The sequence below is a fragment of the Aeromonas sp. HMWF017 genome, assembly GCF_003061465.1.
Classification (GTDB): Bacteria; Pseudomonadota; Gammaproteobacteria; order Enterobacterales; family Aeromonadaceae; genus Aeromonas; species Aeromonas veronii.
In genome coordinates this window covers 1-1,653 of record NZ_QAJD01000153.1, presented here as the reverse complement: position 1 = coordinate 1,653, position 1,653 = coordinate 1, and the positions used below count along the sequence as shown (strand labels likewise).

3 protein-coding genes and 1 pseudogene are annotated in these 1,653 nt (G+C 53.8%); all 4 read right to left on the bottom strand.

Going from position 1 to position 1,653, the window contains the following annotated elements:
• Window positions 1-300 (bottom strand): RNase adapter RapZ (locus DBR30_RS22375; protein WP_308813280.1); only part of this gene is annotated, 300 nt, incomplete at its 3' end.
• Window positions 301-345: 45 nt separating this feature from the next.
• On the bottom strand, window positions 346-792 hold the full coding sequence (gene ptsN / locus DBR30_RS16325; protein ID WP_005336322.1) for a PTS IIA-like nitrogen regulatory protein PtsN: 447 nt from the start codon (window positions 790-792) through the stop codon (window positions 346-348).
• Between the two features lie 2 nt (window positions 793-794).
• Window positions 795-1,082: a ribosome hibernation promoting factor gene (gene hpf, locus DBR30_RS16320; RefSeq protein WP_005336323.1), complete on the bottom strand. Its 288-nt coding sequence runs from the start codon at window positions 1,080-1,082 to the stop codon at window positions 795-797.
• Window positions 1,083-1,102: 20 nt separating this feature from the next.
• Window positions 1,103-1,653: pseudogene (locus DBR30_RS16315) on the bottom strand (RNA polymerase factor sigma-54); the annotation flags it as partial.

Below are 1,653 nucleotides of genomic sequence, written 5' to 3'. Positions count from 1 at the left end.
CTCGCCATAGCGCTTGAGCAGGGTGCCATTGTCAGCGTCGAAGAAAAAGCTGGAGAACTCTACCCGCCCCTCATTGCGCACCTGAGCCAGCAGATGTTCCAGTTTCTCCGGATCGCTCGGCAGGTTGCGCACATCGATGCTGACCGCCAGCTTGTCGTACTGGCTCTCCACCGAGACAATCAGCTGGGGCAGCAGATTGACCGGCAGGTTGTCCACACAGTAGTAACCCAGATCTTCCAGCACTCGCAGGGCTACCGTTTTACCGGAGCCCGAACGTCCACTTACCACGATTAACTGCATCTTGTTCCCTCACGCCAAAATGGGTGTCTCATCCTTGGCCTGCTGTCAGGCCGAGGTCATGATCTGATAGAGCTCTTCGTCGCTGGTTGCCTGACGCAACTGGCGGCAAACCGCCTTGTCACCCAGCTTGGAAGCCATCAGAGAAAGGGTCTTGAGATGCTGCTTGCACTCGCTTTCCGGCACCAGCAAGGCAAACAGCAGGTCAACCGGTTGATTGTCGATGGAGTCGAAAGGAATAGGGTCGGCAAAGGTCATCAGAATCGCGGTTGGCGGGAACTCATCGTCAATGCGACCGTGGGGGATCGCAATACCGGCACCGATCCCGGTACTACCCATTTTTTCGCGGGCCAGCAAGCATTCGAACAGCGCCTGGCGGGAGGTGCCAAGGCGTTCGGCGGCCAGCTCGCTGATGATTTCGAGGGCGCGTTTCTTGCTGGTACAAGGGACTGCACTCTTGGTGCAGTCCCGACTCAGTATGTGTTCAAGTTGCATGGTTATTTTTTATTTAACTTATCTTTGTGCTTGATGATCTGCCTGTCCAGCTTGTCGAGCAAGGTGTCTATCGCAGCATACATATCGGCATGTTCAGAGTTGGCAAACACTTCGCCACCGCTGACGTGCAATTTGGCTTCCGCTATCTGGTTCAGTTTTTCCACGCTAAGCACCACATGAACATTGTTGATGTGGTCGAAGTGACGCTCGAGTTTGGCAAATTTGTTATTCACATAATCACGCAGAGCTTCGGTGATCTCGACATGGTGTCCGGTCAGGTTAATTTGCATAACATCATCCTTTTGTTTGCCTAAACCAGGCGTTTGCGCTGATTGGAAGGTGGGATAAACAAGGATTCGCGATACTTAGCGATCGTGCGTCTCGCCACCATAATACCCTGTTCGGCCAGCAAATCCGCGATCTTGCTATCACTTAACGGCTTGGCAGGATTCTCTGCCGTGACCAGCTTCTTGATGAGCGCGCGAATTGCGGTCGATGAGCACTCTCCTCCTCCTTCGGTGTTCACATGGCTGGAGAAAAAAAACTTCAATTCGAAGATACCACGAGGGGTATGCATGTACTTCTGGGTCGTCACCCGGGAGATGGTCGACTCATGCATCTCCACCGCTTCGGCGATGTCATTGAGCACCATCGGCTTCATCGCCTCTTCACCATACTCGAAAAAGCCCTGTTGCTGCTCGACAATGCAACTGGCCACTTTCAGCAGGGTGTCATTGCGACTTTCCAGGCTCTTGATGAACCACTTGGCTTCCTGCAAATGGGAGCGGATAAACTGGGTGTCGGTGCTGCTGCGGGCGTTGCGGGCCATGGCGGCATAGGTTTCGTTGACCCGAATGCGGG

Excerpts from the sequence above, each read along its gene's own strand:
- ptsN (WP_005336322.1), bottom strand. The coding sequence starts at position 792 with ATGCAACTTGAACACATACTGAGTCGGGACTGCACCAAGAGTGCAGTC.
- hpf (WP_005336323.1), bottom strand. The coding sequence starts at position 1,082 with ATGCAAATTAACCTGACCGGACACCATGTCGAGATCACCGAAGCTCTG.